Here is a 23,416-nt window from a genome sequence, read left to right on the forward strand (position 1 = left end):
AGGTTCTGCCGTCTTCAAAGATGCGAAAGGTGTGGTGGTGGCGGGACCGCGCGATCGGAATAGGGGTCACCTGGCTGGTTCTGATGCTTCTTGTCGCGATATTTGCAGATCACCTCGCTCCTTATGACTATGCAGCGCTTGACCTTCATCATCGCCTCGCTGCACCTCTTGGCCTCGGTGGAACCATCGCGCATCCTTTCGGTTCAGATGAGCTCGGCCGGGACGTACTGGCACGCCTCGTCATATCCATCCGCATCAGCCTCCTTATTGCTTTCGGGGCGACGTTGATCGGCGCCATCCTTGGCATCACGCTCGGCTTTTTGGCCGCTCACTTCCGCGGCTGGGTAGAGCAGATCATCCTCGGCTGTGTCGATTTTCAGGCAAGCATGCCGTTTCTCGTTTTGGCCCTCGCGGTGCTTGCTTTCTTCGGCAACTCTCTGCTCCTCTTCGTTGGGCTCATCGGTCTCCACGGATGGGAACGCTACGCCCGCGTCACCCGCGCGCTTGCGATGAGTGCCAACGAGCAAGCCTATGTGATCGCCGTACGGCAGCTTGGCGCAAGTCCATGGCGTCTCTACCTGCGCCACATCATGCCGAACATCGCTTCGACGTTGATCGTCACTATGACACTTGCCTTTCCAGATATCATTCTGCTCGAGAGCGGCCTTAGCTTTCTTGGACTCGGAGTGCAGCCGCCGCTGACTTCCCTTGGCAATATGGTCAGCTATGGTCGTGACTATCTGACCCGTGCTCCCTGGATCCTTGTTCTGCCTTCGCTGGTCATCTCGCTTACGACCTTGTCGATTTCGCTGGTCGGCGACTGGCTGCGCGACCGGATCGACAAAACATTGTCGTGAGACTTTGAAAAGCGAGATCGAAGATATCTCATTGCTCGCAGGGGAGACGATCGTACTCTTTCGGCACCATAGCAGACAAGTTCATGCCTTTCGGACCTTTCACGTCTCAAGGTGATCTGTTCTTGCAATGGCAAGGCAAGAGAAGCGCCGGGAGCCCGGTTCGGCTTGGAGTTTCCTGACTGGCAAACCCCAAGACGCGTGTCTCACCAGCGGGGCTTGTTCGACAATGATCGTCAACAACAATACCGCTCAGACGGGTTGGACGTGCGGCAATGCGAGTTTGCTTTGTGCCGACCTCGATCTCGATTTACATGCTGTTGTAGCCTGATAGGGGTCGCACGCCGCGGCCTCGAGCGCACAGTTTGGCTCAAGCTGATGTTGGATGCTGTAAAGCGGCTTGCTGTGCGCGGGTGCCCGCACGAGCCGTCCAGGTACTTCGCGGGATACTTATTCCAGTCGAGCAATCCCCTCTCCCACAGGATGCGGGGAAGCGTAGTAAGGCGATGTTGAAGGTTATTCAGAATTCGTAAGACGTCGCAAACCTCCGAAAGGAGCGGTGGTCCCTATGCGCAGGGCGTGCTTTTTGGCAACCTTCACAAGGTGCGTCGGTCCTGTTCTTTCAACAAGCTTTTCGCATTATGAGTGGGGCTCGACGCGAAAGAACCAGTAAAGGCTTGCGCAAATTGCCGGTCGAGACCTGCACAATACCAGCCTTCTTAAGGCTTGGCGCGTGCCACGCGATTCGTGGCGCTCATCGTGCTCACTCGGTATTCTGGCCGGGCGCCTTTGCGTTGCTTTTCATTGAGGCCCTCCTCAATGGCTGAATGGGAGGTAATGGGTCAGTTTTAATATGACGCAGCCCTTACGAGGGCATGACGTCAATTGCTGTTTCTATCGGGAGAAAAAACGTTCTTGATCCCATCGGACTCTCGATAAATTCGGCATCCGTCCAAAAGGCGGCGGCCTTTTCATCGATGGCATGCACCAGAATAGCGCGGATGCCGATCGTTTCTGATGCGTGTACGATTTGATGTAGCGCGTGCTGAAGCAGGTCTTGGCCAAGACCTTTACCCTTATAGGTAAGGTCGCGAGCCAACCGTCCTATGATGGCGACTGGCACTGGATTTGGCAGGCCATGTCTTTTCATCGGAGGCTTTGGGATCGCTGCCCGTTGAACGCTGCCAGATGCTATGCAGTATAGCCAATGATTACATTGTCCTCACACACCACGTATGTGCGAGCAGTTTTGCCCTCGCTTTCGAGAGAGCGGTTTTTGAGCCAATCGTTCAGCGCTTCATTGCCACAGCCAAAACTGCTGAAGTCGTGCGTAGGCTTGAGAAGCGTGGGGGCTGTCATGCCCGCACGCTTCCCCGGACCTTGGATTACTTCTGCCAAAGCGGCTTACGCTTCATCAGCGCCTTCAGCTTGGTTCCGGCCGGAGGCGGATTATCAAGCGCATTCAAGAAGGCGGCGTGCTTCTCTGGATCGAGAATAAACAATCTTTGAGCCAAAAGCACATCAATGGCATGTTCCGCGCGCTATCCAGCATAAATTCGCTAAGCGTCTTCACTGCAACGGCGGCAGCATCGATCCGATGCTTCACGTGTGCGGTAGCGCGAATATGGATATTGGTTTCGCTCCGGACGCGGCGCGGCCTTCCGCGCCTTAGGGCGCTCCAGTACTGCTGCTTCCATTGCGGTTACTCCTCACTGTCTCTCCGGACCTCTTATATTGCCGCCGCAGGACAAACAAAATGCACGTTCTAAACGGGCGTTAATCTCCGAGGGGGAGCAATGTCCTGCACTTTGCGATGGCATCTTCCAGAACGCCATCGGGGGCCCGGCACGCGTAGTCCGACTTTCTTTCAAGCCAAGACATACTTTTGAGCTGATCGGCCACAACGCAGCCGCCGCGCTCCGTGCCGCCAGGAATTTCAAATTCCTCCGGGAAAAGCGACTCGAATGGATAGCCCTTTACCTTGCTAGTGATCGGGAAAAGAAGGCAAAGGCGGGAGAATTGATTATATTTGCGGGGCGACACCACTAACGCGGAGTGTCGTCGCGCCATTTCACGACCAGCCTGCGGATCGAAGTTGAGCCAGATAATATCACCCACGTCTGGGCAATACGGCTCTTTAGGAGCCGAACTCTTCGCCGACTGCAGCAGTCGTGTTATATTCCTCATGCAAGTTCTCGGGAGTCATGCCAGCTAGAAGCCCGTCTAACGTGTAAACGGGAGTCTTGCGCGGTTCTACGACTAATCTGCCGTTTTGAACCGTGATTTCGGCTTCCCGACCCGCGAACGCATGGATTTCCTTTGCGTAGGCGCTCGGAATGCGGAGAGCCAAGCTATTGCCCCACATTGCAAACTGAACGACCATCGCTACCTCCAAACGAGATACCCGGCAGGTATCAACAACGAAGATACACTAATAAAGTTGCTGTGCAACTAGATAGTGTAGATACATTGTATCGACAGGAGGATCAAGGTTCGATGTAAATAAGACTATAACGAATAATTCAACTATGGAACCGACGAATGAAGGCCCAAAAGGCGAGAAGCGCCACGCCGACACCGTACATCGGCAGGATTGCGACCGGTGAGGTCGCGGACACGCCCAGCAAGGCGCCGGGACGGGCTGCCGGCGGCCGCGGGAGGTCCTAAGCGCGGCTTAGTTGGCTGGAAGGCTCCGGCCGCCAAAATGAGTGCTGCCGACCCGAAAACCCTCTGCGCTTAAGCTATTCGAGCGCGCTGGCCGGGCCAGGGGAGATAGGTTCGAGCCAGTCCTCGGCTTTGGGGCGTCCGACATCGCCTCCTTGTCCTCTTTCCAGTTCCGGCCCGATACATTCCTTGAGCCCTGCAGACCATGCTTGGCCAGATTTGCCTGGGCGGCGAAGCCAGCCGGCGCATGTCCCGTAGCCGGCGCATAGCGCTTCTGGGCAGCGCAGATATATCGGGAATTCCAAACCTCTATTGCCTCAAATCGGGCTTACAGGGTGATCTGTTTTAGCAGATCAAATGCCAGTCGCGATCTGTTTTTACACCTCCGAACGGCCCGGGAGGCCATCGGCTTGAGTCAACGCGATCTGAGTGCCCGGATCACAGTACCGCACAGCCACATTTCCAAAATCGAGAGCGGCGGCGCCGATCTGAGGCTCTCCAGCCTCGTCGAGCTCGCGCGCGCTCGACCATGAAGTGGTTCTGGTGCCGCGCAAGCTTTTGCGGGCGGTCGAGGCTATCGTCCGGAACGCTTCGTCTGCACTTTCCGATGACGCGCGCTGCGCTCCAGCGTGCTGAGCCGCGCGCAGGCAGCCGTAACCAGGCTAAATCGACTGCATCAAAATGCGACGGGCCTAGAAGGCCTGAACCAAGCCTTACGCGAGCTCGCAAATTTGCAACTCGGAAGCTCAGAACTTGAAGCGATCCGGCGCATCACCGACCGGTTGATGAAGTTGCCGACGGGTCCGAACGGGCTACCTATGGTCCAGAGCGCCTCAAAACAACTGAGAGAGTTGCGCAACCGCATCGCCCACGCGTTGCCGGAAGCGCCGCGCCCGGCTTACGCACTCGACGAGGAGGAGGACGATGCCTGATGTTTCCGTCCTCGACGTTCTGCTGTATGGAGAGCAAATCGGAACCCTGACACTCGTCCAAGGCACTCAAACGCTATGCACCAATGAAGTCGATGGACATCATTGCAGCCCTAAAAGCCGACGGTTGGACGCAGGTAGCCCAGAAAGGCAGCCAGGTTCAGCTCAAGCATCCGACCAAACCGCGCGTGACGGTCCCTCGTAATTTTTTCCTGCTTATCGCGGCGGCAGAACTCGGTACCTCAGCTTCGTTTGGCTCGGGGCAAATGATCATCGCTCTCGCTTGCATAAGCTTGAGCTGATGCCATCGGGACAAAGCCGATTTGGAGGCCGAAGGCCTTACCAATTTTGGCAAGAGTCTCCGCAGTTGGCTTGGCTGTCCTTTTCCTCAAAGCCCTTCCACTTTTCGCGCTTGATCAACACCTTTAGCGCGGCGTCGACAATTGCGAAGTAAAGTGTCGCCGCTTCAGCAGGACCGTTGCCTTTGACGAAGTTCATCGGCAGGTACGCCATGGACGCTTTCTCCAACGATCGGTCGTGGCGGCGCAGCCGGGAACGGCAGTCTCTCATCGCCCAGCTGTCCCCTCGGCCTGTCCCTGGGGCTGTCCTTTCGTCACAGATTCATTGAGCTTCTCAGCGGCGTCAAGGACCTCAAGCCTCTTGAGGATCTTTCGTCCATGCGCAGTGATGATCCAATATCCTTCCTCCCGCTCGATCAGCCTTTGTCCAAAGATCTCGAGGTTCGGCTCGCGGCTCGCGATGCGCTTCATGCGCGCTGGCCACTCGGGCCCACTGGTGTAAAAGATCGCCAAGTGCTGTTTGACGAGTTCAAGACTGGCTCGGCCTTCCGGTTGCCCGGCAAGTATCTTCAGAATGGACAGCTGAAAGCTCATGTGGGCACGTAATGATTCAACGAAAGCGAGACAATGCCGGCGTTACCAGAGGCACGTAGCGCACATCATCGGTTTTCAAACGGAAACCTTGCCGGCTAGGCCAGAGTACCGCATTTCATGTGCAGCTTTCGAGCGTTCATGTTCCCTTGCAGCTCGGAATCGTGCTGCTTGTCGGAGCCGAGTTGCGCGTCGCCTCACGAGACTGCCGATCGGAGACCTGACTCTTCGTTCATAATTTGTTCTCATGGCCTCGGCGGTCGATCCGGAAGCTGGCGCATGGCATCGCCGACGGGCGCGAGATCGTCGTGGCGCGATGGAGCATGCCGCCATTGCACCAATCGCTACTGGACGCCACTCAGAAATAGAAGATCGCGAACGGCAAGACAGTCGATCCCGAGCAACTGCTTCGCATAGGCCCGGACAGTGGCCACCAATTTAGCGTCAACAGCGCGCATTGGAGGCGCTGACTTGGTCAGGAGCACCGGTGGCTCATGCCGTTCGCGAGCTTTAAGCCAATACGATGGGATTGACGACAGGAAGGTGCCGGTCTGATTGGCCCCAGACAAGACCCGTGCCGTGCTCGCCTTCGCCGGGCCGTCATCGAGGCCGCGCAGCTCATCGATATGACTGCATATCGATATCTGTGATCCAGGCGAGCAAGCGCGAACATTCAGAGCTCGTGATGATCATCCCGGCAGGTCTTCATAACCGGTGAAAATCGCCACTCACTGTGGTCGCATTGGCGCCCACTCGGGCTGAACGTGCGATGCCGATCGTCTTATTCGCGACATGCTGTCGATCCCCCGACAGGTCGGTTTGGGATGAATGCAAGCATCCAGCTGCCGCAGTTGGCACGAGCTTTGAAGGATTGGGATCTCATCGATCGCTCAGGAATGCAGGAATGGCTTACGGGATGATGAGCCTTCAGTTCATCGGGTTGATCAGGTCCAAGTTCGGTCCTCCAACCTTTGGCATCAACTCAGGAGCTCGCGCATGAATTCGCCTCCCTGATCGAGCTCGCTCGACTCCGATGCGCGCCGTCACCATTGCGCGAGTGGTAATCGGCCAATCAGTTTGAGACGGCATCTGCAAGCTCCTCTACTTATCGCATGCGACAATCGCTGGCCGCGCTGGTCGAAGCCCAGCGCGAACGTATCGTCGACTGACCCACGAGTTCACGTCAGTAGGTGGATGCTTTCGAGAAAGAGGCAGTGCTTCGCTCGCCGAGCCAAGCGGCGCCATGATGACATGGACAAAATAGCCGAGACAAAGCCGACATCAAATTTGCGCCCGGAAGTGACGAGACGGGCGGCCATGCATTGTCTCGCTGTCGAGCTCGGCGAAATCGCGAAACTCGCGTGGCCAATGGTGCTGACGCAGGTTGGGCAGATCGCGATGATGTCGACTGATCTTGCCTTGATCGGTCGGATCAGCGCCGAGGCGCTTGCTGCGGCCGCGCTGGCAGGCCGGTTCTATCTCATTAGCTTCGCCTTCGGCGCGGGGCTACTAAGTGCCATCGCGCCCATGGCGGCGCGGGCGTTTGGGGCAAATAATCTAGCCGCAGTACGGGGTGCGCTGCGCATGGGGTTATGGGCCGCCATGATCTTGTCTTTCCCAATTATTGCTGTGGCGCTGCGAGCAGAGCAAATACTGCTTGCGTTGGGCCAAGCCCCAGATGTTGCGCGGCTCGCCCAGCAATACCTCTTTGGATTAGGATTCGGCGCCGCGCCGGCACTTTCGTTCTTGGCCATCCGCAGTTTCATGGGCGCGGTCAATCGGCCACAGCCGGTCTTGTGGATTACGCTATCAGCGACTCCCCTGAATGCTTTGCTGGTCTATATGCTGGCCTACGGAAAGCTTGGACTGCCTCGGCTGGAGCTGCTGGGGGCAGGTCTTGCGACCACGCTGGTGAACTGCAGCATGTTTTTAGCCGGCTTGTGGTTCGCTGCACTGCGTCGTCCGTTCCGTCACTACCATGTACTTGCACATCTCTGGCGTTTCGATTGGCGCACAATGCGACAGCTCATCGCAATCGGAGTGCCGATATCAATGGCTTCATGGATCGAGTCGGGACTATTTTGGGCCACATCGATTCTGGCGGGCTTGATCAGCACCAGTGCACTGGCCGCTCATCAGATCGCTGTACAGCTCGCCGCGATCCTGTTCATGATTTATGTGGGCGTTGGCACGGCCGCAGCCGTGCGCGTTGGCTATGCGGCCGGCCGCAACGACATTGCGAGGGCCAAGCAGGCATATCTGGCAGCGATGCTGATCGGTATTGTCATAGCTGCATCGTTAACGCTCGCACTGATCGCTGCGCGCTTTGAGATCGTCGAGCTGTTTCTTGGCAGATCGGCCGGTTCGGCGGCAACGATTAGCCTTGCTGCAGAGCTCCTCGTGGTCGGCGCAACGCTGTTTATCACTGACGCTGTCCAGTGCATTGCGGCGGGCGGCCTGCGCGGACTAAAGGACTCGCGAATGCCGCTTCTGTTTGCGATCATTGGTTGGTGGCTGATCGGCTTTTCCCTCAGCTATTGGCTCGGCTTGAAGGTCTGTCTTGGCGCCACTGGTATATGGATCGGCTTGTCGACCGGAACGACAATCTATGCGGCGCTTCTCGTCCTGCGATTCCGCAACTTGACAAGCCGCGCTCACTGATGCGGGCGTATCGCTGATGCCAAGCGGCGACGATATGCCAGGATACTTGCACTGGCCGATACGAGCGGGCCGAAACTCGAGATTGGCTGAAAATTGGACGTTGCTCCTGATGGCGCGACTGCAAGCGTAAAGAGACGCCTAGCGCATCGCGTTATTCGATCATTCCGTTCCAAAAAGCGATACGCAAAGTGGTTAGCTCGTTCGGGAGCTAGTAGGACTCCTCAAGGCGTCCTTCGCAATTCGCGAGCTTTCCAACTTGTTACCCCCGACAGAATGGCTCGACGGGTTTTCCCTTCGAAAGCGTTGCTGTGACAGGTAGCCACATGCAAAACGCGCTGACGCGATGACTCTCAATCAGGGCATATCGACTTTCCAGACGCCGGCCGTTGACTGCGAGCTCCGCAGCCGCGGAATTCCTGCCAAGCACCCGCGATATATCGCAATCGCCGGAATCAAGCTGCCACACAATCCGCGGCAGCAGCAGTCACAACGCCGGGCTCAACCGCAATGTCGACCAGATCAGGATCGGCTACTGCGCCGAGCGAGCTTGATTCGACGAAGCATTTGTTATTTTTGTTTGCGAGGCAAGGCTGCCCTTGGCTTGTTGGATGTCTCACCTGACGTCCTCGCTCAGAAGCCGCTAGCGATGCAGTCGCTGTCCAATCTCACCCGGCGCAGTCTAAGACTGAGGAGAGCTGCTGGCGCTCGCACGCCACTGATCCCGGCACGGTGCCGGTCGGCACGCCGGCCAGGCGTTGGTCGGCATGACTGGGAGCTCCATACCGGCATCACCCTCGCGCAAGCGATCAGCGTCCATCCCGAAGACAATGGCGCTAGGCTGCGTCAGGTCAGCCAAGCCCCGGCCGTCCGCTACGTCCCAGCTAGACGAAAGCTTACGATCATGTTCAACCGACCGGACCGGTATCGGGTTCTCATCGTGCTATTTGATGGGCTTCGGCCGGATCTCATCAAACCATCGCTGACGCCGAATCTGGTCAGGCTTCAGCGCCGCGGTGCGGTGCTGGCCCGGCAGCGCACCGTTTATCCCAGCGAAACACGGATAGCGCTCACGAGCCTCATCACGGGCGCAACGCCGGATCGCCACGGCATTGTTGGCAATCAGTATCTCGACCGGCACTTTCCGGCACCGCGCTTGGTTGACACAAGTAATGCGCGTCTGATCGAGGACCTCGATGCCGCGAGCGACGGCCATCTACTCGGTGTGGCGTCACTTGGCGAGATCCTCGCGGCGAACGGCAGGACATTGTCAGTCCTGGCATCCAACTCGGCGGGGGCAACCCGTCTGCTGAACCATAAGGCCCGAAAGTTCGGCCAGGTGACGCTCTCGGGCCACTTCCCTTCTATCGCGACCTCGGCCGAGATGCTCAGACAGGTGGAGAGCCTGCTTGGGCCGACGCCTGCGACGTCACCCCCCGGCACCCCGGATCTTGCCTCTCAAGCCTTTCTGACTTCAGCGTTCCTCGACGTCATCTGGCCTCAAATTCGGCCCGACGTCGCAATCCTCTCGTTCGGCGAACCCGATAGTTCCTCCCACGATTGTGGAACCGGCGCGCCAAGAACTCTGGAAGCGATCAGCTTTGTCGATCGGCAGTTTGGCCGGGTGCTCGATTGGTGGGAAGCTGAAGGCGTGTGCCAGGGCGTGCACCTGATCGCAGCCTCCGATCACGGGCACGTGACGGTGCATGCGCGGGCCGATCTCTTGCAGACGCTTGAGGCTGCGGGGCTGCGCTGCGGCCCGGCACCGGCGGCTGGGATCGACGCCATCGTCATACCTGGGCAGGTCGGAGCAATTTACCTCGCCGAGCCCTCGCAGACCGTTATCCGCCGCGCCGTCGGGGCAATGATCGAAAGGCCCTGGTGCGGTCCGGTGTTCACCGCTGGCGGCGCGGTCGATGGCATTGCACCCGGCACCTTCGCCCGTCATCTCGTGTTCGCCGACCATGCCCGATCGGCAGATATCCTGTTCACGTTTCGATCCGATGGCGGCCTTGATCGTTTTGGTCTTATCGGTCGCAGTTGGAGTGCGGATGGGCCAGTCGGCTTAGGAGTGCACGGCGGGTTGCATGCCAAGGAGATGTCGTCTGTCGGCATTTTGGCAGGACCGCTCGTCAAAGGCGGCTTCGTCTCAAAAGTCCCCTCAAGTATTTGCGATTTTGCGCCCACAGTGCTCGGTCTTCTGGGCATCTCGCGGCCAGCAACGATGACCGGCCGCGGCCTCACTGAGGTCTTCATCGACGAGGGAGGGGACGTGCCTCGGACGATCGAAAAGGTCTACGAGACCAGCAGCGGCGCATACCACCAGCACCTCCGTCATGTGCAAGTCGGTGAGGCAGTCTATCTTGATTCTGCTGACGTGGTGGGTCGTCCCAACAATCTCACATAAACTGAGCGTCGATCTGTAGGCCTCATCAAGGCGATAACACGCAGAAATCTTTCTTTTTGCTGCGTAAGCGCATCGGTCGAACGTGATCGGCAGCCATGCGCAAGCGTGGCGCGCAGGTGTCGCCATGTCACAGACGCGCAAGAAAGTGGCGTCGGGGAAGGGCAGCGCAAGCGGAGAGCCACGGCGGATCATGCGCTGACAGTGTACGCAAGAAGACGGGCAGGAGTGCCAGTCGCGGCCGCCGTCTAGCGTAGAAAAGCTGTATGCAGCAGCTTGGCTGCCTCGATCAAGCCGCCGGTGAAGTCATCGCTGCCTTGGGACGCGGCGGAACGACACCGGGCCGGTGGCCGCCAACGGTACGCCCGGCGCTCAGGGCGCCAAGCCAGCGCTATGCAGCAATCTTCCGCGAGCGATCCAAGTTGTGTCAGAGCGCCGCAGGGTATTTGCCCGCCCCGTTGGCCTTCCTCTATTTCAAATCGATAAAATCAGTGGTTGTATACGGTCATTTCAGCGACCGCGGTCGCTCTATCGCTTTTTGGAGTTATCGATGAATTACACAGGCCTGAGGTGGATCAAGGACGACAAGCAGCGCCAGAGGATTGTTGCGGGGCTCAGCAAACTGCGCACCGGGCTTAAGAAGAAGGTGCCTGCCAAGAGTGACGGTACGCTGCTGCTGGCAACCTGGAATATCCGCGAGTTCGGCGGGACCAAGTATGGCGGCCGAACGACCGACGCAATGTACTACATCGCGGAGTGCATAAGCCGCTTCGACTTGATCGCGGTGCAGGAGGTACGGGCCGACCTCAAGGCGCTCAAGGAAATTCTACGCCTGCTTGGCCGGCAGTGGGACGTCATCTTCACAGACGTCAGTTTCGCCGACGGCGGCAATTTCGAGCGGCTCGCTTTTGTCTACAACACGGCCAAGGTCAGCTTCACCGGACTTGCCGGCGAACTGGTTCTGCCGAGCAAGACCGCCACCGAGCGAATGAGCCAGGTCGCCCGTACCCCCTTCGTCTGCGGTTTCCAGGTGGGCTGGGCCAAGTTCAACCTATGTACGGTCCACATCTACTACGGTACCGCCAAAGCGGAGGATCTGCGGCGTGTCGACGAGATCAACGCGCTTGCCAAGCTGCTTGCCACCAAGGCCAAGGATTACATCAACACAAGCGCCCCGGCCGACTCTCGCCCGAACACCTCGTACTGCTCGGCGACTTCAATATCTTTTCCCGCACAGATAAGACTTACGAGGCGATCACCAGAAACAGGTTCGAGGTCCCGGCCGAGCTGCAAAAGCTGCCAGGGAGTAACGTGGACCAGAACAAGTTCTACGACCAAATCGCATTTTTCAAGCAGAAGGTAGGTGTAAAAAGCACTAACGCAGGCGTTTTCAATTTCTTCGACTATGTCTTCGACGATCCGAAGGAATTCAGAGGCGGTAAAGGCGCGCCGACCGCTAACATGTTCAGGCAGTGGCGCACCTTCCAGATGTCGGACCACCTGATCATGTGGTGCGAGTTCAGCGTTGACCAAACAGATGCCTACCTGAAGGCGTTGGCCGCTTGGAACGGCAAGTAGGACGGCCGATCGCAGCTGGGTCTCTCGTTACGTTCGGCAGAAGAGGGCGTTGCGTGTCCCGCTGCAAAGACGATCGCGAAAATAGCGTCTTACCTCGGACGCTGCTGATGGACGAGGGTATTTCTAGTTTCAGATCTGCCGAGTCTGCTGTTGGAGGCTGTGAAGAGGTACCGTCCGGTTCCGTGCGCGATAGGCGTTGCAGGCGTCGGTGCCGCCGCAGCTATTGTCTATACTGCGTTAAAAGAGGACAGCAGAAGCGCCGCCAACAGCGCGGCTATCATGCTGGGCTTCATGATCGTGCTGCTTGCGTTCGCGAGCCTGATGCGAACAAACAGGTGGCGCGCGTCTGTGTTCGTGAGGTGAAATGCGGTCCCAACTTCTTTTTTACGCTGTCGCAACAGCTGCGCTCATTGCAGGCGGCGCTGTCAATTCGGCCGATCTCAAGCCGGCAGTAAAGGTCCCACTCGCCGTCTGGAGCTGGACCGGAGGATATATCGGCGGGCACGTCGGTGGGGGCTACGGGCGAACATCATTCAGCGACCCCTATGGCCAGTCACTCTATGGTGACGTTGTCGACACCCCTGTGTTCCTGGCCGGAGGTCAGATCGGCTACAACTGGCAGAGGGAACGCTGGGTTGTTGGCGTTGAACTGGACGCCAGTCGCGCTGTCTCAGACGGCAGAAACACCTGTCTTGCCGCCTCCAGCTCTGTCATCAGCGCAAACTGCAGCGCTGGTCCAAGCGTCTTTGCGACCGGGACGGGTCGCCTTGGGTATGCGTTCGGCCCGCATGGCCAAACACTTGTTTATCTCAAGGGGGGCGTGGCCTGGCAGCACAATAGCGGCGTTGCCGCCAACAATAGCGAATTCCGTAGCAGAAGTCACCCATTTGGCTTGGCGCCACAGAATGCCACCGATTTCGATTATGGTCGTGTCGGTGGCACGATCGGCCTGGGCGTCGAGCAAGCACTCGCGAACGCATGGTCCGTGACGTTTGAGTACGATTATCTGGGATTCACCGGTCCAAGTGTCGCGACCCCTCCGACCCTACAGAGGCCGCCCTTGGCAACCATCCCCGCCAACACCACCAGCCTGTCCAGCAGCTATCACATCGGTAAGCTCGGTCTGAACTACCATTTTGACGCACACCCACGGACGCCAGGATGGTCAGATACGCCGCTATACGCAACGAAGCCGACCGTCAGCGCCTCGCCGATTGGCTTCGCTGATGGGTGGTCGCTGGAAAGCGGCACACGGCTGTGGTTAAGCCGCGGAAGCTTTCAATGGGACCACGGGAGTACTGATCTAGTATCAAAGCTCACCTACCATGGGCAGGATGGGATTTCCGGTGAGTTGTTCGAACGGCTGGACAGCCCCTGGGGAATCTTCCTGAAGGGCAATATCGGGTTTGGGCGCTTCAGCAATGGAAAGATGAACGATGAAGATTGGGGCGTGGACCCGCTCGCTTATCAAAACACACTATCGGGCCAGGGCAACGGAAGGTTCACGTACTTCACCGCGGATGCCGGTTACGATTTCCTGCATGGCAGCACCTACAAGGTTGGTGGGTTCATGGGCTGGAGCTACTACGGCCAGAAGTCTGACACGGTCGGATGTGTGCAGACCGCCTCCCCCAACGTTGCACCTTGCCTTGTGCCGGGCGATAGAAGGATTGTCGGCAGCCAAGACACTGATTGGAATGCGCTGCGCATCGGCCTTAGCGCTGAGACCATGTTGTTCGATCGCTGGCGCGTAAGTGCCGACGTTGCTTACTTGCCGTGGACGGACTTCCGAGGGCGCGACAACCACCTGATGCGCCAATTCACGACCTTCCTTGATCAACGCGGGAGTGGTGGCGGTGGTGTGCAGGTTGAGGCAGCCCTATCCTACTTTATCACTAAGAACGTCAGCGTTGGCTTCGGTGGCCGCTATTCGGCTATGTGGACGCCAAACCAACGTAAGACGCTCGCTACCGGAGCCAACCAGGAGAACCGCCCTCCTGCTACCTCTGGGCCCCTTCCGGGGGACTATCGCATGGAACGATGGGGCACGTTCTTACAGGTCTCCTACAAGTTTGACTGAACTGCTTGCTCCTTGCTCTAAGCGTCGAACGGCATTATGGCGCGGATACTGGTTACGCCTCCGTATTCTTCGCGGATGCGGAGGGCGTGATCAGCACGAAGCCGATCTGGAATCCGAACGCGGGTCCGATTTTGTGAAGCGTTTCTGAGGTCGGATTGGCCACACGCGTTCGATCTCGGCTCGGATCCGACGCTCTAGTGTGCGACGGGTGCCGGCTCGGAGTTCGGCATGGCGCCGAAACATCTCCTCGAAGATCCCGACGGGCCGCAGCCCGGGAGCGGCCTTCAGCATCGGCACCATCTCTGTCTCAAACACGCTGGCCAACGGGCTCAGCCGGCGACGGCCGCGGGGAGCCTTCTCTGCGATGGAAGCCGGGGATCCTTCTCGATCCGGTAAGCGGTCGAGGTGCTCAACGAAGCCTTGCCGCGGCCGCTGGCGGGCTATCGGTCTACGGTACTTCATGTAGAGCCTCAGCGCTGTCTGGCTGTTTTGAGGGGCGAGCGCCGGAAGGCCACTAGCTTCGCTCCCTCGGAGCGGAGGCTGTGCCTTTCAATGCCGAAGGATGTCTCAAGTCTCGAATGCTCGGTGACTGAAGACAAGTTGCGCTAATCAGCAACTTCTTTCAATGCTTCCACCAAGAGTTTATTGTCTTCTTCAGTGCGGCATGCGATGCGCAAGAACCGCTTGCCATTTTGAAGCGTCTTTCCGCCACTGTGCCTGATCAATATGCGTCTATCTTTTAAAAGCGTTGAGGCGATCACGTCCCCATCCGGCCAGTGGGGCGGCAGTTCGCAGAACACGAAATTCGCGTCGGGCTTTAGAACTCTCATTCCGTCGATGCTGCGCAGGTCTGCGTATAGTTTGTCTCTGTCGCTGCCTACCCTCATCCAACTCTGCTGTGCCGCGTGCGCGAGGTGAGGGAGCCTGCTCAGAAAAAACTCGCCAACCGTATTGACATTCCACGTGGGGAGCGCCGCTCTAATTTCCTTCATCATCTGTTCATTTGCGGATGCCGCATACCCCATCCGCAAACCGCATGTCCCGTAAATCTTTCCGAGGCTTTTGAGAACGATCACATTGGGAAATTCGAGCAAGTGATTTTCCAGGCTAGCACTTCGTCCGAGCTCACTAAACTCTATAAATGACTCATCGATCAGTAGCAGTTGCTGTTGAGCTCGAAGCGCGGAAGCGAGATATAGTAAATCCGCATAGGGAACCATCCGCGAAGTGGGATTATTCGGCGATATCACGACTGCGCCATTGACGCCATTTGTACGCGCAAATGCTGCGTAGCGGTGCACATCGAGTTCAAAATCTGGCGGTGACAGAAAAAAGCGTGACAACCGCCCGGGCAAGGCGGTGGTTTCATAAGGATTGAAGGTTGGGACCGGGACAGCAATCCTCATTCCCAGTCGACCAAGGAAGATGGGAATGAGTTCAGCCACGCCATTGCAAATGACAAGTTTATTCGCTGGCGTCTTCACCGCATCCGCAAGAAGCTGGACCATCTGCGCATTAGGAGAGGGATAGCAGGTAATAAGCCGCGGTAGCGCGTTCTTAAGTTCGTCAAGGAACGCCTGCGGCGGAAAATAAGGGTTTACCAGAAGGACGAAGTCCTTGATGTCATATTTCCAATAGCCGCCGGGGAATCGGTTGATCAGGTCAGAGACCTCGTCCGACCTAAGGGGTGGGTCCATTTGTGCTGCCCTCTTCATGCGTGCGACTAGCTCAACATTTCAGGACAAACGAAAATTGCAAGATGGTTGCCATCTCTCAACAAGCTCACGGCGAACAAGCATCGAGCAGTGCCGATGGGTGCGGAAATGCTCTCGGCAACAAGTCTGGTGCACGCCGCGGTTGGCGAGACTACACGTCATCATGTGACCTGCATGGAGGGAAGCCTGCAACACGAAGAAGGTAGTCGCTGGATCATACTTCCATCCGCAATCAAAAGGAGCGACTGGCTAAAACCACCGACGACACGACGGCGAAGATGCTTATTGCCGTATACATTGTTGCGCCGAGTGGTGGCACGCGAACAGGCGCGACATGCGCTGTAGCGAGCAGCAAGAAGCCAATGTTTACGACGTCAGGAAATGTTTCAGCAGGAATAAGAGGCTTAAAAAGAAATAGAAGCGCCAGGAGCGGCACGTCGTATGACAAGGGGACGCCCAAGAAGCGTCCATCGCGCGATCTGCCGAAGTTCGCAAAGTAGCTAAGCCTTATTGCTCCGGTCACCAGTAGAGCGGTTGCGGTCGCAAGCGCGAGTTGTGAAGCTTGGCTGACTTGTACCACAACTACCGCAGGCACGACGGCTCCATAGACGATATCTGCAAACCCATCGAGGCTCGCTCCCATTTTTGCGACATCTGGATCGCGACCTTTCGTGCGACCTGCCACAACCCCGTCGAGGTGGTCCGATAGAACGGCCCAAAGCGCTGCTGCCACGGATAGCTCAAGGCGGTCAGAGAGAGCTAAAAACAGGCTGACGGAGGAGATGAGAAGACCTGTGATCGTTATAGCGTTCGCTGGATCCCAAAGGTATTTTAGCATTGCACTCTCACCTCATTTGCAAATCACGTCTCGCCATGTAGGCCTTCGTTCGGTCCTTGAAAATGCGCTCGGCAATCTCCAAATCGTCAGCGTTATCAATTTCGTACCAGCTGAGGCCATCGCATCGCGCCGCGGCGAGCTGGAGGCCTCGCCTCTCTATCAGATAACCCAAAAGTTCTTCGGTGTAGGTCTGCCGAGCTCCAGCGGCGATGATATCGTCCAGTGTCGGAACGATCGTTGCCTTGAGTGTCGGCGCCGAAAGCCGTAGGAGGTTCATTGTCTTGAAAAGCTTTGGGCCATCCGCAACAAGATTTGCCGCGGTTTGCTTCAATCGAAAACCTGAGATGAAGCCGTTCTGCGACAACAGGACGGCCGACCCTTCCATTGAATCACCGAAGGGAACGACTGCAGCTACGTCAGTCCCCCGGCAGACCATCAAGTGTCGCAGCGCATCCTCTTCGAAAAATACGTCGCCCTCGAGAAGAAAGCAGTCTCCGGAGAGAAGAGCGTCGCGCGCCAGCCACAAAGAATAGGCGCTTCCGGTGCGGTCGAAGACGGTCGACTCGACATATTTGATTTTGAGTTCGCCAAAGTGGCTACCGCAGGCATATTGAATGGCATCTTTGCGGTAACCCACCACGATCGTCACCTCTTCCACGCCAACAGATTCCAGATTGCGCAGAGCGTTGTGAAGAATCGAAGTGCCGTTGACCTCGACCAGCGACTTCGGCCGCAGATCTGTCAGAGGACGCAGGCGAGAGCCGCAGCCAGCGGCGAGAATGACGGCGTTCTTGGGAGCATCGGTCACCGTTTAGTTCCTTTCTCGTCGCGCCTCTAAGGTGAAACACCGACGGCGTCTTCGTCGCCAGCGTAGGCATGCTGAAGCGACATCAGGTCTGCGGGAGCCATCTGAAAATGGAGCACAAGCGTGAAGACAGGCAAATGGTCCTCGTCGGTCCTTTCTCCAGAGAGAAGGAAGGCGCTGGATCCGGTGCCTCGAGCTGCCGAGATGGCAAAGTGCGCATTTCGGTTGAGTGAGGCGTGCTACGCCATCTAAGGACATCTCAGTGCAATGGTTAGGGATTTGAGATTGCAGTCGAACCTGGCCAGCTAGGAGGAAGTCCAGGACAGGAGGTCTTCGACCATGACTATGCGCTCCTACGTCGACGAAACCCTATTTGCGCAGTTCAGCGTCGGGCCGCAAATATCGCGTTTCCGCACGGGCCAGTTCGTCGTACTTGAACAGTTCGAAGACTTCCTCGAGAGTGGCAATATGCGGCTCAATGCTCGCGGTGCTTTCCTCAGCGATGATGCGACCGCAGACTTGACGCATTGCCGCCGTTGCCGCTCGCATGGAGTGGTTGGCCCAGATCACCGTAGAGATGTTGGCTTTGCGGTATGCGGAGATCGGTGTTCGATAGTATTTCGTCGGAACGATCACGACCGGCAATCTGTTCTGCCAAGCGCGCGCGAACGAAAGGATTTCGTCCGCGGTGCTCTTTCGCGAATGAATAAGGATCGCATCGGCTCCCGCGTCGGCGTAGGCGTGAGCGCGCGAAAGTGCTTCGTCCATCTCATGCCCAGCGATCAATGCCTCGATCCTTGCCACCAAGATCAAGTCGTCCGCGACTGTATCCTTCACTGCCCGGAGGCGGCCAGAGAATTCGTCGATGTCGGCGAGGGGGTGCCGATCCCCAACAAACGAGTTCATCTTCGGAAAACAGCTGTCCTCGAGCGCGACGCCGGCTGCTCCACGCTGACGGAGCCTGCGTGTGACAAGGCGTGCATTGTTGAAATTCCCGAAGCCGCCATCTCCGTCAACGAGCACAGGCAGTTCGCTCGATTCCACGATCCGCTCGACTACGTCTACGAGTTGGCTCCACGACGCTTCGTTGGCATCGCGGTAGCCCAGGGAGCAGGCAATAGACAGGCCAGACGCCCAGAGGCCTTTGAACCCTGCGCGCTCAGCGATCGCGGCGGAGAGACCATCATGCGCTTCCATGAGGAACGATAGCTCTCTGCGGGAGCAGATTTCGGCGCGCAGGATTTCAGCACGTGAGGAACCGGCGGATTGATCAGGGCCGTTGGCGAGAACAGATGGTAATCGGTGTTGCATGCCAATTCCTTGTGATGACCGGCGTAACGTGGAGGCCGGCCGATTTCATCAATCGATAGGTGACATGCTTCTGTCATCTAGATCAATTACGAGGGTTGGTAGTTGATCGGGCCCGCAAACCTGTTCCGTCTCGCAGTGCTCGAGGATCACTGCTAAGCTCCGCCGATCATTTGAGTGATGGCACAAATTGAAAGCACAGTTGTGCCCTGGTCGAGGCGCCGACCAACGGCATCATCGCTCTTGCATTTGTCCACGCGGTTTTGAGACTGCACGATCTGCGCGAAGGCTTCTGAAGTCGATAGCATTCTAGAGAGTGCGGGCTCAAGCAAGTCAGGGCGCGAATTCATTGTGGACGCGCGCGCCTTTAAGGTTTGGGGAGGGCGCAGTGCGCCAAATTCTGATCCCCGCAGCGGCGGCATACCATGGCGACCGTCGCTTTCTAGGGGCGGGAGACGCCTCGGTGGCATACTGAGAAAATTGGTGGCTCAGTGCCCCGAACTTGAAGAGAGCTCTTCAGCCAGCTTTAATTCGAGGATCGGGATGATGTTCGCGCTGAGGGTATTATGGAGTCGCTTCCTTCGGGGCATGGAAGCACGGCGCGGTTTACTTCAGCCGGAGATTCGGCGGTCGATCGGGCGGGCGAGGAAGGCCTTCACCTTGTCGTCGATCTCGCCACACAGCCGGCTGACCTGGCTTTGGAGATGCCAGTCATGCCCATCGCCTGCACCAGATCGCCCGCCGAACGGGTCGAGACGCCCTGCACATAAGCTTCCTGCATGCGGTGAGCGCCTTCTCGGCCATGCGGCGCGGCTCCAGGAAACCCGGAAAGTAGGAGCCTTTGCGCAGCTTTGGAATGCACAGTTCGACCGCGCCGGCGCGGGTCTCCCAGATCCGCTCCCGGTAACCGTTGCGCTGGGCCAGGCGCTCGGGGTTCTTCTCGCCGTAGCTCGCCCCGGTCTGGCCCCCGACTTCCAACTCCATAGACGCTGGGCGGCAAAGCCGATCATCTCGCGCAGCAGATCGGCATCAGGGTTTTCTCTACGAGTGTGCGCAGGTTCATCATGCCGTCGGTCATCGGTGGTTGCTCGGTTGGGTTGGCGTGTCGCAACCCGATCTTACCGGAGAACTGCCGTTGACCAGCGCACGACCGCCCGCCCGCTACGGCGCTATTGGGGGCGCGTCCGGGCGGCTTTGCTCTACCGAGCTACACCACCACCGGGAACACGACCCGGTGTTGCCCTGCTGAAGGAATTAATGTCAATACCGTGGCCGTCGTCGAACCGCAATTCGGAAGTGCCTTCAACTGGTCTCACATTGTCCAAGATTGCCGAGTTCGAGAAGGCGCATGCGGGCGGCGATTGAGCAATGGCATTCGCATCTTTCAGCGCCCGGAGCCAATTCCCGAAGGTGTGTCTGGCAGACTCGAGCATGCGTCCTAATACACAGGGCAGCCGGGAAGTTGGCGGCTACAACACACAACCGAGAGGAGGGTCCTTCCATATTCCCAATTTCTGAATCACCTTGGCGTTCCCCAACTCGACGCTCGATGGATCGGTCGTCCTTGAGAAGGCGAGGGTGCAGGCAGACCTAGCTTGCGCGAGAGAGCTGCGGCGTGCCTGACACTCGCTTGGCGCTGAAACATTCCGTCGCCTTCCGGGCGCGTTGCCTTCGTCAGAGGGGGCGAAGGACAAAGCAAGTAGTAAGTCACTTCAGACATCAGTCGTATCCGCGAGCTAAGCGCGCCTCTTTCAGGGTACTCACTCGATAGTCCCTCCACATGGAGTCCAGCCGATCTGATAGGATGTGTATTGAGCCAAATCGTAGATCCCCCGGTTCATCCCGCCGCGCAGTTTGCAAAGAAAGCGATGGGATACCGCAGCCTACACTGCACGCGAACTCCAAAACCGTTGACGGCCCCTATGAGCTTCTGTTGATGATCGCGAGTGTCAAACCGTTTGATGAGTTGCGTCTCGAAATTGCCCACCAAAACAAGGGGGCGACAGCATACTTGGTGTAGGGCAAGTATGCTTTGCGAGCGTCCTCTGCTAGGCCGCTTGCAGAGAAGGACAGTCGGATGATTGCGCCGATTCGACGTAACTGGAATCCAAAAGACTTCTTCGATGAGTTGACGCCGGCGATGTTCACGGCCGGACCATCGACTGTGCGCGCACGTCGGGACAAGTTGTGGCCTGAGTTGTATACTGAATACGACGCGAGGCACTTAAAACAAGAATTGTTCAACCGAAATCTGATCGCCACCAACGAAGCTGAGGCGTTCTTTAGTGCCTGGGCCGCGGATGAAGAGCGCCACACCGATGCTTTCATCCGGATCATGGAGCTTGTCGCTGGTGAATCCGAAAAAGATCTTCGAGACAGATTGGAAGCTCGATCGCATAGTTTTTCTGCAATCAATGAATACTTGAAGGACGAATTCTCTCTGATCGTTATGATCGCATTTGATGAGATGTGTACTTGCCGCGCCTATGCTGCGGATAGAGAGTTCTATGCCCGACTTGGCAGCAGCTTCCTTCGTTGCCTGAGAGAGGTGATTGCCGACGAGGCAGTTCACTCGATGAACGCTGTTAATGTTCTCCGTGCCCGTTACTGCGAGCGCATTCCCGAAATCGGCGAGATTCTCGACAGCATAATCTGCAGCGTGGGCGATGATCCGGATTATACCGGCACCTTCGTGCTGGATTACTTCGGCGGGAATTACACGAAGCAGATGTTTGTCAACTGCCGCGCCGCTGTCCTGAGAAACGTTGCTAAGCCGCTAAAAGCCGCAGTGACGGATTGAAGCGTCGGCGCGCAAGTGGACCAACGAGCGTCTGCGCCTCATCTCCTGTCGGTGCCTCAGAACTGCATGTATTGGTCGGTCAGAGCGGATGGGCTCATAGATGAGTCAGATAGCCTGACTGCGCTGCCCTTGAACTTTTCCGCTTGTTTCAAGTTTCTTGGCAAGCCACAGCAATAATGAGCGATCCAGCGGTGCCTTGCACAAGGGGTACCGATCAGACGTCAAGAGAAAATTCAGTCAGGCAATCATCACGAACAACCAAGCCAAATGGCGCTGTCGGCTTTCCTCCTGATGTCGCGAATACTTCAACGCACGCGCCCGCGGAATCTATCCAAATCCTCAAGTCATTGTCGTTAAATACGATTTTTTGGGCGGTGCAACTGGTACGACACTTGCTGTTCTCATCGCCAGGTTCTCGCCCTTCCGGAGATGCGTATGCAAAGTGCCCTCTGCACCAAGCAGAATTTTCATGCTCGCCGGCAAGCCGAAGATCGGCGGTGACACCGGCCTCCTTGAGCTCGGGATCACGGAGCGGCTCGGCGACGGATTGGAACTTGCCTCCGCTCAAAACCAGCTCAATTGAGCGGCGCAATACCGACCTTTCGGGCCAGCCTGCTGAGGCGCCACAAATGGATCTTTTCAGCTTCACCGAATGCGCGACGCGAACACAATGCCTCAGACCGCTTTTCGAGCTTCTCGTTAGCTGTGCGAGCGACGAAGGCTTCAGCGAAGTCTCTTACGGAGCGCTCAATTTCGCGGAGCCACTTCGTCTACCGGAGTATCCGCCACCGGCGGTGGCCGTAAAGTGGCCGCCCGAATGGTGTGAACGATATTTTAAGCGAAAGTACCACAAAATCGATCCAGTAGTCCGGCGGACACCGACGCTTTCGCGGCCCTTTCTGTGGGATCAACTCGCCGAGCAATATCAACTACAGCCCGACGAACGGCGCGTACTTGATGAGGCCAGAGAGGCCGGTCTCAAGCACGGCATGAGTGTACCGTTGTTTGGGCCATTGGGTCGGTTATCCGTCGTATCGTTTGCATCTCGGTTCGACGATGCCGATCCTCAACATTCCAAAGGCCATCTCAACGCACTAGCCTGGCACTTTCACACCGCTTGTGTGGAGATCACACGTCCGGCCGAAGATAACTGCAATATGAGAGTTGCGCTATCGCAGCGGGAACTAGATTGCCTACGGTGGGTGGCAGAGGGCAAATCCTCATGGGAAATCGGGAGGATATTACAAATCAGCGAGAATACGGTGAACTTTCATCTTAAGAACGCGATGCGAAAGCTGGGCGCGACCAGCCGGATCCAAGCCGCCATTGTGGCGATCCGCCTCAACCTTATCTTTGACGTCCATGTTGCGTGAGCATCTTGATGGGACGATGATTGTATCGGAGCCAGTTTGCGTATGAAAACTGCTGTGAAGACAAAAAGCGATCCTATGGGCAATCGTTCGCCAAGGCATTGAGCAAGCTCGACCTGCCATGTTAGGAAGCCACTTGCTGCTAGCGCGCACGTTGTATACGGCAAGTCCGAGCTTAGTCTCGGGCATTCTTTGGAGCGGCAAGTTAGAATAGGTCTGGCCAGGGAGTCCAGCATTTGCAGGTGTTCGTAGGACGTGAGGGTTTCAGTCGATCGTAGCTAGGCGCCAATGAAGATCGGTAGTTTGATTCGAGCTGATCGGTTTGCTTCAGTTGATTTTTGTCATGAGTTTAAAACTGCTACTTCCTTGACTATCTTACAAGTATGAATCGATCAAAAGACCAGCTTCTAGACCTAGTCGACAAGCTCCTTCTGGAGGGCATTGCGCGCATCCGGTTTTTAGCCAAGCGCCGGGCAGCCGGCATCGGTGACGGCGGTACGAAATGAAGCAAGCAGCGTGCCGG

The 23,416-nt window shown here is 57.3% G+C and carries 21 protein-coding genes and 2 pseudogenes; 11 read left to right on the forward strand and 12 right to left on the reverse strand.

What is annotated here, in order from left to right; translation table 11 throughout:
- Positions 1-20 precede the first annotated feature (20 nt).
- Positions 21-857 carry an ABC transporter permease gene (locus tag IVA92_RS00845; protein WP_247281333.1) on the forward strand — a complete coding sequence of 279 codons (837 nt, stop codon included), beginning with the start codon at positions 21-23 and terminating at the stop codon, positions 855-857.
- 862 nt (positions 858-1,719) lie between these two features.
- On the opposite strand, the gene IVA92_RS00850 is transcribed toward IVA92_RS00845, so the two are convergent.
- The 4 genes from IVA92_RS00850 to IVA92_RS00865 form a co-directional block, all read right to left on the reverse strand.
- Positions 1,720-2,004 (reverse strand): hypothetical protein, encoded by a 285-nt coding sequence (locus tag IVA92_RS00850; RefSeq protein ID WP_247281276.1) that lies wholly within the window; start codon positions 2,002-2,004, stop codon positions 1,720-1,722.
- 235 nt (positions 2,005-2,239) lie between these two features.
- Positions 2,240-2,374, reverse strand: a complete 135-nt coding sequence (locus tag IVA92_RS00855) for a DUF1778 domain-containing protein (RefSeq protein ID WP_247281277.1) — start codon at positions 2,372-2,374, stop codon at positions 2,240-2,242.
- A gap of 256 nt (positions 2,375-2,630) precedes the next feature.
- On the reverse strand, positions 2,631-2,972 hold the full coding sequence (locus IVA92_RS00860) for a type II toxin-antitoxin system PemK/MazF family toxin (RefSeq protein WP_247281278.1): 342 nt from the start codon (positions 2,970-2,972) through the stop codon (positions 2,631-2,633).
- Positions 2,973-2,991: 19 nt separating this feature from the next.
- Entirely contained in the window at positions 2,992-3,237 is a 246-nt protein-coding gene (locus IVA92_RS00865; protein ID WP_247281279.1) for an AbrB/MazE/SpoVT family DNA-binding domain-containing protein, read from the reverse strand.
- Positions 3,238-3,853: 616 nt separating this feature from the next.
- Between IVA92_RS00865 and IVA92_RS35900 the strand changes: the two genes are divergently transcribed.
- The 3 genes from IVA92_RS35900 (at position 3,854) to IVA92_RS00875 (ending at position 4,749) form a co-directional block, all read left to right on the forward strand.
- Complete coding sequence (locus tag IVA92_RS35900) at positions 3,854-4,051, forward strand: helix-turn-helix transcriptional regulator (protein ID WP_346658108.1); 198 nt, start codon at positions 3,854-3,856, stop codon at positions 4,049-4,051.
- Between the two features lie 96 nt (positions 4,052-4,147).
- A complete protein-coding gene (locus tag IVA92_RS00870; protein WP_247281280.1) occupies positions 4,148-4,450 on the forward strand; it encodes a hypothetical protein in 303 nt (100 codons plus the stop codon).
- Positions 4,451-4,533: 83 nt separating this feature from the next.
- Positions 4,534-4,749: a type II toxin-antitoxin system HicA family toxin gene (locus IVA92_RS00875; protein ID WP_247281281.1), complete on the forward strand. Its 216-nt coding sequence runs from the start codon at positions 4,534-4,536 to the stop codon at positions 4,747-4,749.
- A 37-nt stretch (positions 4,750-4,786) separates the two neighbouring features.
- On the opposite strand, the gene IVA92_RS00880 is transcribed toward IVA92_RS00875, so the two are convergent.
- The gene (locus IVA92_RS00880; RefSeq protein ID WP_247281282.1) at positions 4,787-4,960 is read right to left on the reverse strand and encodes a hypothetical protein; all 174 of its coding nucleotides are present in this window, start codon (positions 4,958-4,960) and stop codon (positions 4,787-4,789) included.
- Positions 4,961-5,013: 53 nt separating this feature from the next.
- Positions 5,014-5,340, reverse strand: coding sequence for a hypothetical protein (locus tag IVA92_RS00885; RefSeq protein WP_247281283.1), 327 nt, complete (start codon positions 5,338-5,340; stop codon positions 5,014-5,016).
- 1,248 nt (positions 5,341-6,588) lie between these two features.
- Between IVA92_RS00885 and IVA92_RS00890 the strand changes: the two genes are divergently transcribed.
- From IVA92_RS00890 to IVA92_RS00910, 5 genes are all read left to right on the forward strand, one after another.
- Positions 6,589-7,998, forward strand: a complete 1,410-nt coding sequence (locus IVA92_RS00890) for an MATE family efflux transporter (protein ID WP_247281284.1) — start codon at positions 6,589-6,591, stop codon at positions 7,996-7,998.
- 901 nt (positions 7,999-8,899) lie between these two features.
- Positions 8,900-10,402 carry an alkaline phosphatase family protein gene (locus IVA92_RS00895; RefSeq protein WP_247281285.1) on the forward strand — a complete coding sequence of 501 codons (1,503 nt, stop codon included), beginning with the start codon at positions 8,900-8,902 and terminating at the stop codon, positions 10,400-10,402.
- Between the two features lie 547 nt (positions 10,403-10,949).
- A complete protein-coding gene (locus IVA92_RS00900; protein ID WP_247281286.1) occupies positions 10,950-11,762 on the forward strand; it encodes a hypothetical protein in 813 nt (270 codons plus the stop codon).
- Positions 11,711-11,977, forward strand: a complete 267-nt coding sequence (locus IVA92_RS00905; protein ID WP_247281287.1) for a hypothetical protein — start codon at positions 11,711-11,713, stop codon at positions 11,975-11,977. The genes IVA92_RS00900 and IVA92_RS00905 overlap by 52 nt, the downstream gene beginning before the upstream one ends.
- A gap of 364 nt (positions 11,978-12,341) precedes the next feature.
- Complete coding sequence (locus IVA92_RS00910; protein WP_247281288.1) at positions 12,342-14,057, forward strand: outer membrane beta-barrel protein; 1,716 nt, start codon at positions 12,342-12,344, stop codon at positions 14,055-14,057.
- A gap of 177 nt (positions 14,058-14,234) precedes the next feature.
- Here IVA92_RS00910 and IVA92_RS00915 read toward each other — a convergent pair.
- From IVA92_RS00915 to IVA92_RS00940, 6 genes and pseudogenes are all read right to left on the reverse strand, one after another.
- Positions 14,235-14,531: pseudogene (locus tag IVA92_RS00915) on the reverse strand (IS21 family transposase); the annotation flags it as partial.
- A 131-nt stretch (positions 14,532-14,662) separates the two neighbouring features.
- Complete coding sequence (locus IVA92_RS00920; RefSeq protein ID WP_247281289.1) at positions 14,663-15,754, reverse strand: histidinol-phosphate transaminase; 1,092 nt, start codon at positions 15,752-15,754, stop codon at positions 14,663-14,665.
- Between the two features lie 250 nt (positions 15,755-16,004).
- Positions 16,005-16,610, reverse strand: coding sequence for a CDP-alcohol phosphatidyltransferase family protein (locus tag IVA92_RS00925; protein WP_247281290.1), 606 nt, complete (start codon positions 16,608-16,610; stop codon positions 16,005-16,007).
- A 7-nt stretch (positions 16,611-16,617) separates the two neighbouring features.
- Complete coding sequence (locus IVA92_RS00930; RefSeq protein ID WP_247281291.1) at positions 16,618-17,418, reverse strand: phosphocholine cytidylyltransferase family protein; 801 nt, start codon at positions 17,416-17,418, stop codon at positions 16,618-16,620.
- A 366-nt stretch (positions 17,419-17,784) separates the two neighbouring features.
- Complete coding sequence (gene aepX / locus IVA92_RS00935; RefSeq protein WP_247281334.1) at positions 17,785-18,657, reverse strand: phosphoenolpyruvate mutase; 873 nt, start codon at positions 18,655-18,657, stop codon at positions 17,785-17,787.
- Positions 18,658-19,352: 695 nt separating this feature from the next.
- Positions 19,353-19,801, reverse strand: a pseudogene (locus tag IVA92_RS00940) (transposase); the annotation flags it as partial.
- A 999-nt stretch (positions 19,802-20,800) separates the two neighbouring features.
- On the opposite strand from IVA92_RS00940, the gene IVA92_RS00945 reads away from it, so the two are divergent.
- Together IVA92_RS00945 and IVA92_RS00950 are read left to right on the forward strand one after the other, a co-directional pair.
- Entirely contained in the window at positions 20,801-21,523 is a 723-nt protein-coding gene (locus tag IVA92_RS00945; protein ID WP_247281292.1) for a hypothetical protein, read from the forward strand.
- 629 nt (positions 21,524-22,152) lie between these two features.
- The gene (locus tag IVA92_RS00950) at positions 22,153-22,896 is read left to right on the forward strand and encodes a LuxR family transcriptional regulator (protein WP_247281335.1); all 744 of its coding nucleotides are present in this window, start codon (positions 22,153-22,155) and stop codon (positions 22,894-22,896) included.
- Positions 22,897-23,416: the final 520 nt, after the last annotated feature.

Origin of the sequence: Bradyrhizobium sp. 154 (assembly GCF_023073875.1) — a bacterium.
GTDB lineage: Bacteria > Pseudomonadota > Alphaproteobacteria > Rhizobiales > Xanthobacteraceae > Bradyrhizobium.

Bases quoted from the DNA above. Each gene is read 5' to 3' on its own strand.
- IVA92_RS00845 (WP_247281333.1), top strand. From the start codon at position 21: ATGCGAAAGGTGTGGTGGTGGCGGGACCGCGCGATCGGAATAGGGGTC.
- IVA92_RS00895 (WP_247281285.1), top strand. From the start codon at position 8,900: ATGTTCAACCGACCGGACCGGTATCGGGTTCTCATCGTGCTATTTGAT.
- IVA92_RS00945 (WP_247281292.1), top strand. From the start codon at position 20,801: ATGATTGCGCCGATTCGACGTAACTGGAATCCAAAAGACTTCTTCGAT.
- IVA92_RS00950 (WP_247281335.1), top strand. From the start codon at position 22,153: ATGGATCTTTTCAGCTTCACCGAATGCGCGACGCGAACACAATGCCTC.
- IVA92_RS00875 (WP_247281281.1), top strand. From the start codon at position 4,534: ATGAAGTCGATGGACATCATTGCAGCCCTAAAAGCCGACGGTTGGACG.
- IVA92_RS00920 (WP_247281289.1), bottom strand. From the start codon at position 15,754: ATGGACCCACCCCTTAGGTCGGACGAGGTCTCTGACCTGATCAACCGA.
- IVA92_RS00925 (WP_247281290.1), bottom strand. From the start codon at position 16,610: ATGCTAAAATACCTTTGGGATCCAGCGAACGCTATAACGATCACAGGT.
- IVA92_RS00850 (WP_247281276.1), bottom strand. From the start codon at position 2,004: ATGAAAAGACATGGCCTGCCAAATCCAGTGCCAGTCGCCATCATAGGA.
- IVA92_RS00885 (WP_247281283.1), bottom strand. From the start codon at position 5,340: ATGAGCTTTCAGCTGTCCATTCTGAAGATACTTGCCGGGCAACCGGAA.
- IVA92_RS00910 (WP_247281288.1), top strand. From the start codon at position 12,342: ATGCGGTCCCAACTTCTTTTTTACGCTGTCGCAACAGCTGCGCTCATT.
- IVA92_RS00890 (WP_247281284.1), top strand. From the start codon at position 6,589: ATGGACAAAATAGCCGAGACAAAGCCGACATCAAATTTGCGCCCGGAA.
- IVA92_RS00880 (WP_247281282.1), bottom strand. From the start codon at position 4,960: ATGGCGTACCTGCCGATGAACTTCGTCAAAGGCAACGGTCCTGCTGAA.
- IVA92_RS00900 (WP_247281286.1), top strand. From the start codon at position 10,950: ATGAATTACACAGGCCTGAGGTGGATCAAGGACGACAAGCAGCGCCAG.
- IVA92_RS00865 (WP_247281279.1), bottom strand. From the start codon at position 3,237: ATGGTCGTTCAGTTTGCAATGTGGGGCAATAGCTTGGCTCTCCGCATT.